General features: G+C 71.4%; 15 protein-coding genes and 1 pseudogene. 14 read left to right on the forward strand and 2 right to left on the reverse strand.

Annotated features, from left to right (window positions below):
• The first annotated feature begins 8 nt into the window (after positions 1-8).
• Complete coding sequence (locus AB0L59_RS29435) at positions 9-908, forward strand: sugar ABC transporter permease (protein WP_365589487.1); 900 nt, start codon at positions 9-11, stop codon at positions 906-908.
• Entirely contained in the window at positions 905-1,852 is a 948-nt protein-coding gene (locus AB0L59_RS29440; RefSeq protein WP_365589489.1) for a carbohydrate ABC transporter permease, read from the forward strand. Before AB0L59_RS29435 ends, AB0L59_RS29440 begins: the two co-directional genes overlap by 4 nt.
• 70 nt (positions 1,853-1,922) lie before the next feature.
• On the opposite strand, the gene AB0L59_RS29445 is transcribed toward AB0L59_RS29440, so the two are convergent.
• Positions 1,923-3,248 carry an enolase C-terminal domain-like protein gene (locus AB0L59_RS29445; RefSeq protein ID WP_365589490.1) on the reverse strand — a complete coding sequence of 442 codons (1,326 nt, stop codon included), beginning with the start codon at positions 3,246-3,248 and terminating at the stop codon, positions 1,923-1,925.
• Positions 3,249-3,286: 38 nt separating this feature from the next.
• Positions 3,287-4,462, reverse strand: coding sequence for a LacI family DNA-binding transcriptional regulator (locus AB0L59_RS29450; protein WP_365589492.1), 1,176 nt, complete (start codon positions 4,460-4,462; stop codon positions 3,287-3,289).
• A gap of 186 nt (positions 4,463-4,648) precedes the next feature.
• On the opposite strand from AB0L59_RS29450, the gene AB0L59_RS29455 reads away from it, so the two are divergent.
• The 12 genes and pseudogenes from AB0L59_RS29455 to AB0L59_RS29510 all read left to right on the forward strand — a co-directional run bounded on the left by AB0L59_RS29455 (position 4,649) and on the right by AB0L59_RS29510 (position 14,589).
• Complete coding sequence (locus AB0L59_RS29455; protein WP_365589493.1) at positions 4,649-5,524, forward strand: NAD(P)-dependent oxidoreductase; 876 nt, start codon at positions 4,649-4,651, stop codon at positions 5,522-5,524.
• Positions 5,521-6,198, forward strand: a complete 678-nt coding sequence (locus AB0L59_RS29460) for a ThuA domain-containing protein (RefSeq protein WP_365589495.1) — start codon at positions 5,521-5,523, stop codon at positions 6,196-6,198. The genes AB0L59_RS29455 and AB0L59_RS29460 overlap by 4 nt, the downstream gene beginning before the upstream one ends.
• A complete protein-coding gene (locus AB0L59_RS29465) occupies positions 6,183-7,304 on the forward strand; it encodes a Gfo/Idh/MocA family oxidoreductase (protein ID WP_365589497.1) in 1,122 nt (373 codons plus the stop codon). Before AB0L59_RS29460 ends, AB0L59_RS29465 begins: the two co-directional genes overlap by 16 nt.
• Positions 7,305-7,308: 4 nt before the next feature.
• Positions 7,309-8,451: a Gfo/Idh/MocA family oxidoreductase gene (locus AB0L59_RS29470; RefSeq protein ID WP_365589498.1), complete on the forward strand. Its 1,143-nt coding sequence runs from the start codon at positions 7,309-7,311 to the stop codon at positions 8,449-8,451.
• A gap of 39 nt (positions 8,452-8,490) precedes the next feature.
• Positions 8,491-9,498, forward strand: a complete 1,008-nt coding sequence (locus AB0L59_RS29475; protein WP_365589500.1) for a sugar phosphate isomerase/epimerase family protein — start codon at positions 8,491-8,493, stop codon at positions 9,496-9,498.
• 66 nt (positions 9,499-9,564) lie between these two features.
• Positions 9,565-9,745, forward strand: a pseudogene (locus tag AB0L59_RS29480) (xylosidase); the annotation flags it as partial.
• Positions 9,746-9,879: 134 nt separating this feature from the next.
• Complete coding sequence (locus tag AB0L59_RS29485; protein ID WP_365589567.1) at positions 9,880-10,944, forward strand: biotin/lipoate A/B protein ligase family protein; 1,065 nt, start codon at positions 9,880-9,882, stop codon at positions 10,942-10,944.
• Positions 10,945-11,133: 189 nt separating this feature from the next.
• Entirely contained in the window at positions 11,134-11,640 is a 507-nt protein-coding gene (locus tag AB0L59_RS29490; RefSeq protein WP_365589502.1) for an SAV_915 family protein, read from the forward strand.
• Positions 11,637-11,942, forward strand: a complete 306-nt coding sequence (locus AB0L59_RS29495) for a DUF6317 family protein (RefSeq protein WP_365589503.1) — start codon at positions 11,637-11,639, stop codon at positions 11,940-11,942. Before AB0L59_RS29490 ends, AB0L59_RS29495 begins: the two co-directional genes overlap by 4 nt.
• Positions 11,942-13,240 carry a hypothetical protein gene (locus AB0L59_RS29500; protein WP_365589505.1) on the forward strand — a complete coding sequence of 433 codons (1,299 nt, stop codon included), beginning with the start codon at positions 11,942-11,944 and terminating at the stop codon, positions 13,238-13,240. Before AB0L59_RS29495 ends, AB0L59_RS29500 begins: the two co-directional genes overlap by 1 nt.
• Complete coding sequence (locus AB0L59_RS29505; protein ID WP_365589507.1) at positions 13,218-13,763, forward strand: hypothetical protein; 546 nt, start codon at positions 13,218-13,220, stop codon at positions 13,761-13,763. The genes AB0L59_RS29500 and AB0L59_RS29505 overlap by 23 nt, the downstream gene beginning before the upstream one ends.
• Positions 13,764-13,896: 133 nt before the next feature.
• Positions 13,897-14,589, forward strand: a complete 693-nt coding sequence (locus AB0L59_RS29510) for a hypothetical protein (protein ID WP_365589509.1) — start codon at positions 13,897-13,899, stop codon at positions 14,587-14,589.
• Positions 14,590-14,602 lie beyond the last annotated feature (13 nt).

Genomic DNA, 14,602 nt, shown 5'->3' on the forward strand with positions numbered 1-14,602 from the left:
AGCGCACCGTGTCCACCTGCCCCTTCGGCACCCGGCGGACCAGGCGCTGGATCCCCTGGCTGTCCATCTCGGTGCCCACCCTCGGCTGGCTGGTGTTCGGCCTGTACCCGTCGCTCGCCACCGTCTACTACTCGCTCACCCAGTACTCGGGGCTGCCCGGCACCCCGATCGACTTCTGCGGCCTGTGCAACTACCGCAACGAGTTCACCGGCTCCTGGCCGGACCTGTCGGACAGCCTCGTGGTGACCGTGAAGTACGTCGCCGGGGTGACGATCCTGCAGATCGGGGTCGGTCTGGGCCTGGCGCTGATACTCCAGCGCCGGCGGCTGGGCTACGGCCTGTACCGGGCACTGATCTTCATGCCGCAGATCTTCTCCGTGACCATCGTGGCGGTGCTCTTCTCGCTCCTGCTGGACCCCAACAACGGTCCGACGGAAAAGGCGTACCACGCTCTGTTCGGCGGCGCCAACGCCTTCCTGGGCAACCCCGACTGGGCGATCTGGCTGATCGTGCTGATCAATGTCTGGATGTTCTCCGGCTACACCATGCTGGTCTACATCGCCGGGCTGCGCCGTATCCCACCCGAGCTCTATGAGGCGGCGTCGCTGGACGGCGCCGGGCGGTGGAAGACGTTCTGGAAGATCACCTGGCCGATGCTGGCCCCGGCGACCACGGTGAACGTCTTCCTCACCGCCATGGGCAGCATCGGAGAGTACGCGCTGGTCCTGGTGCTCACCGACGGCAACTACGGCACCAAGACCCTGGGAATGTACATGTTCGACACGGCCTTCGGGCAGACCTCCGACCTCGGCCGGGGCTCGATGCTGGCCATGCTGCAGTTCGCCTTCACCCTGGTCGTCGGCGGCGGCCTGCTGTGGGGGCTGCGCCGGCGGGAGGTGTCGCTGTGAGCCTGCAGACCGCGCGCCTGCAGCGGCGCTCCGCCCGCTCGGCGGCCGCCAAGCCCGCCCCGTCCGACCGTCGCCGCCTGCTGCTCGGCAGACTGCGGCTGACCGGGACACAGCTGTTCTGTTTCGTGGTCTCGGCCGGGTTGTTCGCACTGCCGCTGGTCTATCTGCTGTTGCAGGCGTTCAAGCCGTACCAGACGTTCCTGAAGGATCCCACGGGTATGCCGGACACGTGGACGCTGAAGAACTTCAGCGACGCGTGGACGCAGGGCAACTTCGGCACCGAGATGGTCAACTCGGTGATCTATGCGGTGGTTCCCGACGTCATCACGCTGATCCTGGGTGTGTTCCTGGCCTTCCCCATCTCGCGCGGCTGGTTCAAACGCTCCAATGCGCTGTACGGCTTCTTCGTCTTCTCCGGCTTCCTGCCCGGCGGCCTGATCCCGCTGTTCGTGGAGGCCAGGGCGCTCGGGCTGTACGACAACCGGCTGGGGTTCCTGGTCCTCACCTCGCTTGCCGGCGCCGGGTTCTTCTTCTTCGTGGGCTACATCAAGTCCATCCCGCGGGAACTGGACGAGGCGGCGGCGCTGGACGGCTGCGGGTACGTCCGGTTCATCTTCCAGATCGTCATCCCGCAGATGAAGCCGGCACTTGCGACCTTCGGGGTCTTCGGCTTCGTGGCGTCCTGGAACAACCTGATCCTGCCCCTGATCATGCTGAGCGATCCAGGACTGTGGCCGGTGACCCGCGGACTGTACGGGTTCTTCGGCGAGCACACCTCGCAGTGGCCGCTCATCGCGGCGGCGACGGTGATCGTGGCCGCTCCCATCCTGGTGGTCTTCGCCCTGCTCCAGCGCCACCTGGTGGAGGGCGTGGCGGGCGGCGCGGCGGCCGGCTCGACGGGCGTCGGGACGACGCCCACGGCGGCGGTGGCCGCGGAGGAATAGGAAGAGGCAGCAGGGCAAGGGGGCCGCCGGTTTGGGCGGCCCCCCTTTTTTTCCGTTGCCGGACGGCGGCTTACGGGGCGTCCAACGCCCCGTCGGGCCGCCGCACCTGAGCGGACCAGCGCTCGTGGAGGAACTTCACCGGAGGGAAGCGCCCGGCGGCCTTCTCGTCGATGTCGATCCCCCAGCCGGGCTCTTCGGAGGGGCGCAGACAGCCGTCGGCCACCATCGGCGTACCCGGGAAGACCTCGTGGGTGGCCCCGTTGTATTCGTGCGACTCCTGGAAGCCGAAGGCGGGCGTGGAGATGTCGACGGCCAGGTTGGCCGCCACCCCGACCGGCGAGATGTCGCCAGGGGAGTGGAAGGCCGTGCGCACGCCCAGCAGTTCGCAGAGGGCGACGAGTTTGCGAGTCGGGGTCAGCCCGCCCACCGAAGAGGTGTGCAGCCGCAGCAGGTCCACTCCGCCGTCCCGGACCAGCCGGACCGCGTCCGGCACCGAACCGAGCTGCTCGCCGACCGCGATCGGCACCGGGGAGGCGGCGCGCACCTCGGGCAGGTGGTCGTAGAACTCGGGGGCGATGACGTCCTCCAGGAAGGACAGCCCGTACGGCTCCAGCGCCCTCGCCAGCACCACGGCCTGCTTGGGTGTCAGCCGGCTGTGGACGTCGTGCATCAGGTTGACACCGATGCCCAGCCGCTCGCGGGCGGCGGCGAACAGTGCCGGGGTGGAACGAAGATAGCGCTCCGGGTCCCACCCGTCGGGGTGCGGGGAGCGCGGGTAGCCACCGCCGGTGCCTGGGGCGCCGTAGGCGCCGAGACCGGGCTGGCCGGTCTGCAGGCGGACGTTGCGGTAGCCGGCCTCGATCAGCTTCTCGGCGCGGTCGAGGGTCTCCTCGATGGTGGGGCCGGCCGCATGCGAGTAGACCTCGACGGCGGCCCTGGAGCGCCCGCCGAGGAGTTCGTGCACGGGCAGGCCGGCGCGTTTGCCGGCGATGTCCCACAGGGCCTGGTCGAGCCCCGACAGCGCGTTGTTGAGAACCGGGCCGTTTCGCCAGTACGAGGAGTAGTGGACGAGGCGCGTGATGTCCTCGATGTCCGCGGGGTGACGGCCCACGACAAGCGGCCCGACGTGCTCGTCCACGGCGGCGGCCACGGCGGCGTAGCGCTGGGTGAAGGTGGCGCAGCCGAGTCCGTACAAGCCGTCGTCGTTGGTGTCCACCCGCACGACGACAAGCGGGGTGCCTTCGGGGGCGGTGACGATGGCGCGGACCCTGGTGATCCGCAGCCCGTCGCGGTGGGTCCACGGCGGCCGGGCCTGGGGCAGCCCGCCGTCCGGGCCGAGGAGGCGGTCGGGTTGGGTGGGTTCGGATGTGCCGGAGTGCGAGGGCGTGCTGGGCACTCTCATCCTTCCGTAGGGCAACAGGATTTCGCGGGCGGCTACGTGAGGGCGGTGCCGCCGACGATCCGCAGGTGGGCGGCGGTGGGCAGGCGGGTCTGCACGGTGATCGGGAGCACCGTCAACTCGGGTGCCGCAGCGGGGGCCCGGCCCGCTGCCCTCTCGGTGATACGGCGGTGGAGCAGCCGCATCGCGGCGTCGCCGATCTCCCGGGAGGGCAGCGAGACCGCGGCCACGGTGAGCGGAAGCACGTCGAAGGGCCCCGCGTCGTCCATGCCGGCCAACTCGACGTCGCCGGGAACCTCGTAGCCGAGCGCGGCCAGGTCGTGCGCGGCGGCGGCCAGCACATAGCCGTTGGAACAGAGCAGGACATCCGGCGGACTGTCACCGCGGAGCAGCTCGGCCAGCCTGCTGCGGCGCTGTTCGGGCGCAAGGTCTCGGTAGCGGCGCAGGACTGTGAGGTCGGGACGGATCGGCAGCCCCGCCTGCCGCAACGCCTCGACATGGCCGACGAGCCGGTCGCGGACGCTGCTGGTGTCGGTCTCGTCCCACAGGGTGGCGATGGTGCGGTGCCCGGCGGCGATCAGGGCCTGTGTCAACTCCCGCCCGACGGCCGTGTTGTCGGCGACCACGGCGTCATGGACCAGGTCGGGGCGGTAGCGGTCGGCCATCACCAGCGGAACGCCGGAGCGCTCGACCTCCGTCCAACCCTCGCGGCCGCCCGTGCCCTCCGCGGGATAGACGACGATGCCGCTCACCCCGTCCTGGACGGCGTCCAGCAGGGCGCGGCTCTCGCGCTCCGGGTCGCCCTCGCAGTGCCGCAGATAGAGCCGGTAGCCGAGTTCGGCGCAGACCGCCTCGACGCCGGCCAGGATCTGGGAGACATGCGGGCCCTGGAACTGGAGGATGCAGGCGATGGCGCGGTCGGCGCTCCCGACGCCGCGGCGCGCTCCCCGGCCGGGGCGCTCGGCGACGAAGGTGCCGAGGCCGCGACGGCGCACCACCCAGCCCTCGGCGGCGAGTTCGTTGAGTGCGCGCACCGCGGTGGCATGGCTGACCCCGAAGCGTTCGCAGATCTCCCGCTGCGTCACGAAGGGCACGCCCGGTGAGTACTCCCCGGAGGCGATGGCCTCCAGGAGCGCGCGCTTCACCTGCGCGTAGAGCGGGGCACGAGGTGCGTTGTCGCCCGCGCCGCCCTCGGGTGTGCCGCCGTCCACGATCGACCTCCTGTGGTCCGCGGGGAGCTCGGTGAGTATCAATTTAGCATGTCAAGCACCCCCGCCGACCCATGACCGGCGTCCAACGCAGCTCATTCGCGCGTATTGACATGCTAAATGGCCAGCTCTTAAGGTCTCGATCGCCCGAGGTCCGGCTCGCCTTCCATCGGAAAGGGCACACCTGACGTGAAAGTCCTGGTCACCGGCGCGGCGGGGATGCTCGGCCGGGAAGTCGTCCGGCAACTCGCCGAGAGCGGCGGGCATGTCTGCGCGCACGACCGCGTCCAGCCGGACGGCCCCCCGGCCGACGAGACCTTCCTCGGGGATCTACGGGATCCCGCGCTGATCGAGCGACTGGTCGACGGAATGGACGCGGTGGTGCACGCCGCGGCCCTGCCCGCCCCCACCGCGGGAACCCCGGACGAGGTGTTCACCATCAACGTGAACGGGACATGGCGGGTGCTCGACACGGCGGCCCGGGCGGGAGTGCGCCGGCTGGTGTACGTCTCCAGCCTCTCCGCGCTGGGCCTGGCCTGGTCCCGGGTGGACCGGTCCCCCACCGAGATCCCGGTGACCGAGGAGCACCCCTATCTCGCCGAGGACGTCTACGGACTCTCCAAGCGCGCCGGCGAGTTGATCGCCGAGACGACGGCCCGGCGGTACGGAGGGGACGGGATGAGCGTGCTCAGCCTGCGCTTCCCCTTCATCGGCAGCGGTGCGCGGCTGCGCAGTCACCTCGACTGGGTGCACCAGGATCCCGGCCACGACCGCCGCGGGCTGTGGGCCTGGCTGCACACGGCGGATGCGGCCCGGGCGGTCCTCGCCGCCCTCGACCGCGCCCCGGCCGGCTACCACCTCGTCAACGTCACCGCCCCCGACACCACAGCACTCCAGCCCACCCGTGAACTCCTGCGCCGCTATCACCCCGACACCCCTGTGACCGAGGTCCCGGAGGGCTTCGGCACCCCGTACTCCCTGAGCCGCAGTCGCGACCTCCTCGGCTTCACGGCCGAGGAGCGCTGGCGGGCTGCGCCTGACTCGGAAGGGACGAGCACGCCATGACGGAGCAACCCGGGACCATGCCCAAACACGCCCTGGTGGTTCGCGGCGGCTGGGACGGCCATGTGCCGGTCCCGGCAGGCGACCGCTGCGCCGCCGCGCTCAAGGAGGACGGCTACGCCGTCACCGTCTCCGACACTCTGGACAGCTATGTCGACGCGGAGTTGCTGGCCGGCACCGACCTGATCGTGCAGTGCTGGACGATGGGCTCGATCACCCCCGAGCAGTCCGCCGGCCTCGCGGCCGCCGTACGGGCGGGCACGGGCCTCGCCGGATGGCACGGTGGCATCGTGGACGCGTTCCGCTCGGACACCCGGTACCAGCTCATGACGGGCGGCCAGTTCGTCCACCATCCACGGCAGTTCAGCACCTACGAGGTCCGGCCGCGGCCGGAGCACGCCGAGCACCCGGTGCTGACCGGGATCGGGCCGTTCACCGTCAGCAGCGAGCAGTACTACCTCCACATGGACCCGGCCGTGGAGGTCCTGGCCGACTCCGTGTACGAGCCGGACCCGGACCACCCCGAACTCGCCGGGACCGTGGTCCCGATCACCTGGACCCGCCGCTGGGGCGCGGGCCGGGTCTTCGTCACCACCGTCGGACACAACCTCGCCGATCTCGAGATACCCGAGGTCGACACCATGCTGAAGAGGGGCATGCGATGGGCGACCCGCTGAACCACCGTGACAACCCGCTGCGGATCGGCCTGGTGGGCGCCGGCCAGATCAGCGCCGCCTACCTCAAGACCTTCCCCCGGCTGGAGAACCTGCGGGTCACCGCCGTCGCCGATATCGACGATGAGCGTGCCAAGGCCACCGCGGCCGACGTCCCCGGCGCCCGGGCGCTGGCGCTGCCCGAACTCTACGTCGCGGACGACGTCGACCTGGTGCTCAACCTCACCGTCCCGGCCGCCCACGCCGAGGTCGCCCACTCGGCCATCGCCGCCGGCAAGCACGTCTACGGGGAGAAGCCGCTGGCCGCCACCACGGCCGAGGCACGCGGTGTGCTGCAGGCGGCCGAGCAGGCGGGGGTGCGAGTCGGCTGCGCCCCGGACACCGTACTGGGCACGGGCGTCCAGACCGCCCGGGCCGCCCTGGACGCCGGGGACATCGGCGTCCCGGTCGCGGCCACCGCGTTCATGACCACGCCCGGCCACGAGCGCTGGCACCCGGCGCCGGAGTTCTACTACCTGCCGGGCGGCGGCCCGCTGCTCGACATGGGCCCGTACTACCTCACCGCCCTGGTCACCCTCCTCGGCCCGGTCCGCCGCGTCACGGGCCTCTCCTCCACCGTCCGCGACACCCGGACCATCGGCAGCGGCCCGCGCGCCGGCACGGATTTCCCCGTCGAGGTGGCCACACATGTCACCGGTGTGCTGGAGCACGCGAGCGGCGCACTGTCCACGCTGGTGATGAGCTTCGAGGTGTGGGCCGCCCGGTTGCCCCGGATCGAGGTGTACGGCACCGCCGGCTCGCTGTCCGTACCGGACCCCAACGGCTTCGACGGCCAGGTGCGGCTGTTCCGCGCCGGGGGCGGTGACTGGGAGGACCTTCCCGTGCGCGGCGGATACGCGGACGCCTCCCGCGGCCACGGCGTCTCCGACCTGGCCCGCGCCCTGTCCACCGGCACCCCGCACCGCGCGTCCGGGGAACTCGCCCAGCATGTGCTCGACGTGATGGAGTCGCTCCTCGCCGCCGGCGAGAGCGGCCACGCGGTACAGGTCACCAGCAGCTGCGAGCGCCCGGAGGCCGTACCCGCGGGTGCCCGGCCCGAGGAGGCCTGAGCACATGAGTGGGGCACTGCGTGTCGGGATGGTCGGCTACGCCTTCATGGGTGCCGCGCACGCCCATGCCTGGCGTACCGCGCCGCGCTTCTTCGACCTGCCGCTGCGGCCCGAGCCGGCTGCCGTCTGCGGGCGCTCCGCCGGGGAGTTGCAGGCCGCCGCCGACCGCCAGGGCTGGGCGAGCACGGAGACCGACTGGAAGCGGCTGGTCCAGCGGGACGACATCGACCTGATCGACATCTGCACCCCCGGTGACAGCCATGCCGAGATCGCCCTGGCCGCGCTGGCCGCCGGAAAGCACGTGCTGTGCGAGAAGCCGCTGGCGAACTCGCTCGCCGAGGCGGAGGCGATGACCGCGGCGGCACAGCAGGCACGCGCGGCGCACGGGACCCTGGCGGCGGTGGGCTTCAACTACCGCCGTGTGCCTGCGGTTTCGCTGGCCCGGCAGCTCGTGGCCGAGGGCCGCCTCGGCCCGATCCGGCATGTGCGCGCGCAGTATCTGCAGGACTGGCTGGTGGACCCCGAGGCCCCGCTCACCTGGCGGTTGCGCGCCGAGCGGGCGGGCAGCGGTTCGCTGGGCGACCTGGGTGCGCACGCCGTCGACCTGGCCCAGTTCCTGACCGGTGAGCGGATCACGGGCGTGAGCGCGGTGCTCGAGACCTTCGTCGCCGAGCGCCCGGACCCGGCGGGTGGCCACGGCCCGGTCACGGTGGACGACGCCGCCGCCTTCACCGCGCGCTTCAGCGGCGGCGCCCTCGGCGTCTTCGAGGCCACCCGCTTTGCCACCGGCCGTAAGAACGCCCTGCGCATCGAGGTGGACGGCGAGCTCGGTGCGCTCGTCTTCGACCTCGAGTCGCTCAACGAACTCGGCTTCTACGACCGTGCCGAGAGCAGCCGCACGGCGGGCTTCCGCCGCGTACTCGCCACTGAGCCCGAGCACCCGTACGCCGCCGCCTGGTGGCCGGCCGGCCACATCCTCGGCTACGAGCACACCTTCACACACCAGGTCAAGGACCTGGTGGAGGCCATCGCAGCCGGAGCCGACCCGACCCCGTCCTTCGCCGAAGGTCTGCGCGTCCAGCGCGTCCTGGACGCCGTTGCCACCAGCGCCCGCACCGCCAGCGTCTGGACGCCCGTAGCCGGCTGAGGCGCACCACCGCCCGAGTACCGCAGAACAGGAGCCGCAATGCCACGACCCGTCACCCTGTTCACCGGCCAGTTCGCCGACCTCCCACTGGAAGAGGTCTGCCGGCTGGCCTCCGGCTGGGGCTACGACGGCCTCGAACTCGCCACCTGGGGCGGTCACTTCGAAGTCGACCGCGCCCTGCAGGAGGCCGACTACCTGCCGGGACTGCGCGCCCTGCTGGACAAGCACGGCCTGAGGGTCTGGACCGTCTCCTGCCACCTCACCGGACAGGCCGTCTGCGACCACCCCGTCGACGAGCGCCACCAGGCGATCCTGCCGGCCCGGATCTGGGGCGACGGCGAGGCCGAGGGAGTGCGGCAGCGAGCCGCTGAGGAGATCAAGAACACCGCGCGGGCCGCGGCCGCCTTCGGCGTGCAGACCGTCGTCGGCTTCACCGGCTCCTCCATCTGGCACACGGTCGCGATGTTCCCACCCGCCCCGGCGGAGATGATCGAGCGCGGCTACGCCGACTTCGCCGAGCGGTGGAACCCGATCCTGGACGTCTTCGACGCCGAGGGCGTCCGCTTCGCCCACGAGGTCCACCCCTCGGAGATCGCCTACGACTACTGGACCACGGTCCGCGCCCTCGAGGTGATCGGCCACCGTCCTGCGTTCGGCCTGAACTTCGACCCCTCGCATTTCGTCTGGCAGGACCTGGACCCGGTCGGCTTCCTGTACGACTTCCGGGAGCGGATCTACCACGTCGACTGCAAGGACGCGGTGCGCCGGCTCGACGGCCGCAACGGTCGCCTGGGATCCCAGCTGCCCTGGGGCGATCCGCGGCGCGGCTGGGACTTCGTTTCCACCGGCCACGGCGACGTGCCGTGGGAGGCATGCTTCCGGATGCTCAACTCGATCGGATACACGGGACCGATCTCCGTGGAGTGGGAGGACGCCGGGATGGACCGGCTGGTCGGCGCCCCCGACGCGCTGGCCAGAGTCCGGGAGCTCACCCGGATCGAGCCGTCCGCCGACTCCTTCGACTCGGCGTTCAGCCAGGACTCCTGACACACACTCCTGACACACGACCCCCGCCTGCACACAGCGCTCCTGACACGCCGTTCCCCCACGACGAGCGAGGGGAATCAGATCGCCAAGACCGCTGCCACCAGTGCCGCGATCCCCACCGACGGCGGCTTCCTGGCCCTGGACGAGGACGGCACCGCGTTCCGACTACTACCTGCGCCTCACCGACGACGGCGGCCGCACGCTGAAGGGCCGGCTCGCCCTGACAGCCACTCGCCCCACCAGCCCGGCGGGCCGACCCGGGAGGGAAGGGTGCCGTCCGGACCCGGCGCAGGGCCGCGGAGATCTCGTGATCACGGTCGGGGGAACACGGCGACGACCTGCGGCGTTGATCTGGTGCGGCAGGAAACGGAGGGGCAGGCGGTGCACGGTGAGTACAAGGTGCCCGGCGGCAAACTCGTCGTCGTGGACGTGGACGTCGAGGACGGCGTGCTGTGGCACGTGCGCGTGGCGGGCGACTTCTTCCTGGAACCGGACGAGGCGCTGGACGCGGTGAACCACGCGCTGGAGGGCGCCCCGGCGGACACCGACGCGGCGGGGCTGGCCGCGCGGATCGACGCGGCGCTCCCGGCGGGGACGGTGATGTACGGCCTGACGTCGGAGGGCGTCGCGATCGCGGTGCGCCGGGCCCTCGCGCACGCCACGGACTGGACCGACTACGACTGGCAGCTGATCCACGAGGGCCCGCAGCCGCCCGCGCTGCACATGGCGCTGGACGAGGTGCTGACCACCGAGGTCGCCGCCGGCCGGCGGCCGCCGACGCTGCGGGTGTGGGAGTGGGGCGCGCCGGCGGTGATCATCGGCAGCTTCCAGTCGCTGCGCAACGAGGTGGACCCGGAGGGCGCCGCGCGGCACGGCATCGAGGTGGTGCGCCGGATCTCCGGCGGTGGCGCGATGTTCGTGGAGCCCGGCAACACGATCACCTACTCCCTGTCCGTACCCGAGTCCCTCGTGCAGGGCCTGTCCTTCCAGGACAGCTACGCCTACCTGGACGACTGGGTGCTGGGCGCGCTCGGCGACATGGGCATCCGGGCCTGGTACCAGCCGCTGAACGACATCGCGACCGACCAGGGCAAGATCGCGGGCGCGGCGCAGAAGCGGGTCGTCGGGCCCGGCGGGGTCCCGGGTGCCGTCCTGCATCACGTGACCATGTCGTACGACATCGACGCCGACAAGATGGTCGAGGTGCTGCGCATCGGACGGGAGAAGCTGTCCGGCAAGGGGACGAGAAGCGCGAGGAAGCGGGTCGATCCGCTGCGGCGGCAGACCGGGCTGCCGCGTGAGGCGGTCATCGACCGGATGATCGCGTCGTTCGGCGTGCGGTACGGTCTGACCCCGGGCGAGATCACGGACGAGGAGCTCGCGCGCGCGGAGGAACTGGCGCGGACGAAGTTCACGTCGGCGGAGTGGACGGCCCGCGTGCCGTAGCCGAAGGCCCGGGCGGACTCCCCGGTTCAGCGAGGGGTCAAGGATTGCTCTACCGTCGGCCAAGCAGTCGTGTCAGTTCCGTGTACGCCCCCCGGGTTCACCCCGGCATGGCCGGATTTGCCCCCTTGACCGCTGGCTACGGTGGTCGGGCCCGATCGGCCACGCAACCACGGGGAAGAGGTGACGGCGATGGGGGCGCCGAAGCGGTCACGCCTGCTCGATTTCGTGGACCCCGATCCACCGGGACAGGCCGTCCCGAAGCAGGGTCCGGACCCGCGTCGTTCGCATCTGAGGGACCTCGTCGAGGCGGCACCCGCCCCGAGCGCGGCCACGGACGACCGCCCTCGCCCCAGGCCGGGGGTGCCTCCCTACCACACACCGGTGTTCGTCCCGGCCCATCCGAGGTCCGTCGCGGCGACCGGGACGAGCGGGCGGCCGGCCCGGGTGCCGTTCATCGTCTGCGAGCTGTTCGCCCACCCCACGTACGGCACCGTGGCCTTCGCCTTCACCACGCCGGCCAAGCTGGTGGAGGCGCTCGGCGAGGCACAGCCATGGGTGGCCGCCTCGATCGGCCCGCTGGCCGAGGCGATGGACGAACAGGGCGTCACCGTCCTGCTCGATCCGCGTGTCGCGCCCGCGGAACCCAACTGGCGGCCGGAGGACCTGGCCGCCTATGCACGGGAGGTGCGCCGGTGACGGCCGACTTCAAGGTCATCTACGACGACCTCGCCACGCTGGCGAAGACCTTCCACGACCAGGCCGGCGACTACCGGACGCTGAAACCGGATGTGACGCCGCCCGTGGTCAGCGGCGGCGACCCGGGCCTGGACAGCGCGATCAAGGAGGTCGCCGCCCTCATCGAGAGCCTGCACATGCTTCTCGCGGACCGGCTCGACGAGCACGGGGACAAGGCCGCGTACGCGCGCGACTCCTTCCACCGGCACGACGTCGACGTCCACGGTGTCCTCGAGGACCTCACCCCGGAGGACTGGCACTGATGGGTGACAGCTGGGTCGGTGGCGACATCGGCGGCCTGCACACCATGGCCGACACGTACAAGAACGCCAAGGACAAGCTCGACGGCGTGGTGAAGCCGCTCACCGGTGCCGTCGAGAAGCTCGCGGGTGACGCGAGCTGGAAGGGCGACGCGGCCGAGACGTTCCGCGGCAAGTGGAGCGAGGACGAGATCACGGCCGGCGGTTTCGCCGAGCTGGTGCACCAGGCGGGCAGCATCCTGGGAACGCTCGCCGACGCCCTGTCGACCTGCGAGACGGCCCTGCAGAACGCCGAGCACACCGCAGCCCGCAAGGGCGTGGTGACGGACGCCAGGGGTGCGCCGCAGCCGATCATGACGGCGGACCCGCCGAGCGCGGACGACCAGAAGACGATCTCCGCGATGAACGAGTACGCCAAGGTGCGCGACGGCATCCTGCACACCGCCCAGCATGCGCGCCTCGTCGCGGCACAGCAGTTGTCCGGCCTGTACGACCAGGTGACGGCGAAGGACGGTGCGGCCTCCACCGGCGACAAGGTCACCATCGCCGACTATCTGCGGGGCCTGTACGCGTACGACGCCGAGGACGCCCGAGCCGACGGCGCGAAGGCCCGCGCGAAGCTCGACGACGCCAAGAACGCGGCGCAGGACGCCAAGAAGGCACTGCGGGCGGAGCGCAAGGCGTACCAGAAGGCGGGCAAGGCACTGCCCAAGGACCTGCCCGCCAAGGGCGCCTACCGCGACGCGCTCACCAAGGTGGACGACCTGGAGGACGCGATCGCCCGGGCCGAGCACGGCAGCACGGCGCTGCCGTACGACCGTGCGCTCAACGTGAAGCTGGCCGATGCCGCCGACGCGCTGCGCATGGGCGAGAGCCTGGAGAGGGTCCCGGACTTCCTGAAGGAGATCCCGGTCCTGGACGTCGCCGCGGCCGGCGCGTGCGGGCTGCTGGAGGCGTCCGGCGACCATGACGCGGGCTGGTCGTGGCAGCGTTCGATCGCGACCGACAGCGGCGCCAACATCGCCGGTCTGGCGGCCGGCACGGCCATCACGGCCGGCCTCGTTGCCGCCGCTCCGTTCGATGTCCCCGTCGCCGTGGCGGCGGGCGTCGGCGGTGCCGTCGTGATCGGTGCGACCGGCATCATCGACCACTCCCTCCACGAGCACTGGAGCGAGGACATCCACGATCACGGGGTGGTCGGCGGCGTGCTGACCGGCACCGGGCACGTACTGTCCAAGACCGGGGACGACTTCGTTCGACTGAAAGACGACGTGTGGCATGGCATCAAGAGCATCTTCTGAGGGCGCGGCTTCCACGGCCCCCGTCCGGATTCCCGCCGTGCAGGGGCTCGGCACCACCTGGTACGCGCGCGGTCCGCGCTACTGGCTGCGCCGGTCGCTGACCGCGGTCCTGTGGCTCGCGGTCCTCGCGTTCTGCTGCTACATCGCGCTCGTTCTGTACGGGAGCTTCCGCGGCGCCCTGCCGTCGGGGGTCCGCACGGTGTGGGACTGGGCGCAGGCGGCGGCAGCCGTCGTGGCCCTGGTCTGGGGGTGGCTGGTACAGCGCCGGGACCACCGCAGGAAACTGCTTGACCCGCCCGCCCCCGACGAGTTCCGCGCCGCCAAACGGGACGAGGCCCGGCGCTCCACCGGTCTCGCTGTCGCCGGTCGCGTCCTCTGGCTGGTCGCGGCACCTGTCATGCCGGCGTTGGCCGCGGGGGCCGTCGGCTGGAGCCTCGGCATGCTCACCGTCCGCGAGTACCCCAGCGAGGTCGGCGCCCGCCGGTGGCTGGAGGAACAAAAGGGACGGAATCGTACGCCGTGATCCCACGGCCGTGACCACCCAGGCACACAGCGGAGTTCCCACTTCCGCCCCACAGGGAGTCGTGTGACACTGGCGTCCCACCGTCCACCCCTGCGGACCCCTTCCGTACCCCCTCCCCCACGAGAAGTGTGCCGTGCGTTCCCTTCCTCTGCCGCTCGCCCTCACCGCGCGACTGACGCCGGTCGCGGTCCTGGCCTGCGCCGGCTGGGCGCTGTCGTCCGGTCCGGCCGCGCAGCCGGCGGCCGCCGGGCACCAGTTGGGCCAGAAGACGTCCACCCAGTCGTCCTCCTCCTCTTCGTCCTCCTCCGACCCGTCGTCCGGCGCGACGGCGAAGGCGTACGCCGCCGCCCCCTCCCCCTGCCCCAGCGTGCCGGCGGCGACCGTCAAGTCCCTGGTGCCCGGGGCGAAGACCGCCGGCAAGGAGATCCCGTCGACGGACGCCAAGCTGCGCCGCACCTGTTCCTGGAACGCGCTGCAGGGCTACGACTACCGCTGGCTCGACGTGTCGTTCGAGATCAGCGAGTCGGCCCAGGAGGCGCAGCAGGAGTACCAGCAGCGGGTGAAGGAGAAGAGCGGGGGCGGAGCCGTGCCGGGGCTCGGGGACAGCGCGTACTCCGTGGTGAACCTGACCACCGAGGACAAGCAGCAGACCCGGGAGGGCGTGGTGATGGTCCGCGTGTCCAATGCCCTGGTGGTCGTCACCTACAACGGAAGCGACTTCGAGACGAAGAAGGCGCCCGACACGGACGTGATCAACAAGGGGGCCATCCAGGCGGCCCGGGCCGCGGTCTCCGCACTCGGGGGCGGGCAGTCCCAGTCCGGCTGAGCGCCCGCCCCGG

Source organism: Streptomyces sp. NPDC052109 (genome assembly GCF_040680195.1).
In the GTDB taxonomy this organism is placed as follows: domain Bacteria; phylum Actinomycetota; class Actinomycetes; order Streptomycetales; family Streptomycetaceae; genus Streptomyces.

Excerpts from the sequence above, each read along its gene's own strand:
- AB0L59_RS29460 (WP_365589495.1), top strand. The coding sequence starts at position 5,521 with ATGACGGAGCAACCCGGGACCATGCCCAAACACGCCCTGGTGGTTCGC.
- AB0L59_RS29465 (WP_365589497.1), top strand. The coding sequence starts at position 6,183 with ATGGGCGACCCGCTGAACCACCGTGACAACCCGCTGCGGATCGGCCTG.
- AB0L59_RS29470 (WP_365589498.1), top strand. The coding sequence starts at position 7,309 with ATGAGTGGGGCACTGCGTGTCGGGATGGTCGGCTACGCCTTCATGGGT.
- AB0L59_RS29475 (WP_365589500.1), top strand. The coding sequence starts at position 8,491 with ATGCCACGACCCGTCACCCTGTTCACCGGCCAGTTCGCCGACCTCCCA.
- AB0L59_RS29490 (WP_365589502.1), top strand. The coding sequence starts at position 11,134 with ATGGGGGCGCCGAAGCGGTCACGCCTGCTCGATTTCGTGGACCCCGAT.
- AB0L59_RS29500 (WP_365589505.1), top strand. The coding sequence starts at position 11,942 with ATGGGTGACAGCTGGGTCGGTGGCGACATCGGCGGCCTGCACACCATG.
- AB0L59_RS29505 (WP_365589507.1), top strand. The coding sequence starts at position 13,218 with ATGGCATCAAGAGCATCTTCTGAGGGCGCGGCTTCCACGGCCCCCGTC.